The organism is Vibrio sp. 811, assembly GCF_033339195.1.
In genome coordinates this window covers 1-587 of sequence record NZ_JAWOUB010000672.1, presented here as the reverse complement: position 1 = coordinate 587, position 587 = coordinate 1, and the positions used below count along the sequence as shown (strand labels likewise).

1 protein-coding gene is annotated in these 587 nt (G+C 48.7%); it reads right to left on the bottom strand.

The genetic code is table 11. From position 1 onward, the window contains the following. Positions 1 to 587 (bottom strand): AMP-binding protein (locus R7Q46_RS28760; RefSeq protein WP_318078520.1); only part of this gene is annotated, 587 nt, incomplete at both ends.

Genomic DNA, 587 nt, shown 5'->3' with positions numbered 1-587 from the left:
GGAATACCTATCACGGCCACCATCGCTACCGCAGGATGCGTCATGAATACTTCTTCAATCTCACGAGGATACACATTGAAGCCACCTCGAATGATCAGGTCTTTCATCCTGTCGACAATAAACAGATTACCCGACTCATCAAATCGCCCGACGTCACCGGTATGGAACCAACCACTTTGCAACACCGATTCCGTCACTTCTGGGCGATCAAGATAACCTTTCATGACGTTGTGCCCGCGCACAATAATTTCGCCTTCCTCACCGACAGGGAGAGCATGACCGTCAAGATCAACGACTTTCACCTCAACACCTTGAATCGGTTGCCCGACAGAGCCCGGTACTCGCTCTTGATCAAGGTGATTAAAACACGCTATCGGACTGGTTTCGGACAAGCCGTAACCTTCTAGAATTGGTACATTGAATCGTGCTTCAAAGGTTTTAAATACTTCTGTCGGTAGCGACGAGCCTCCACTAACGGCTACTCGTAACGACGAAATATCGCAATTATGTTCAACATGCAGCAAACCAATGTACATCGTAGGCACACCGGCAAAGAGCGTCACTCGGTGCTTTTCGATCAGCTCCAA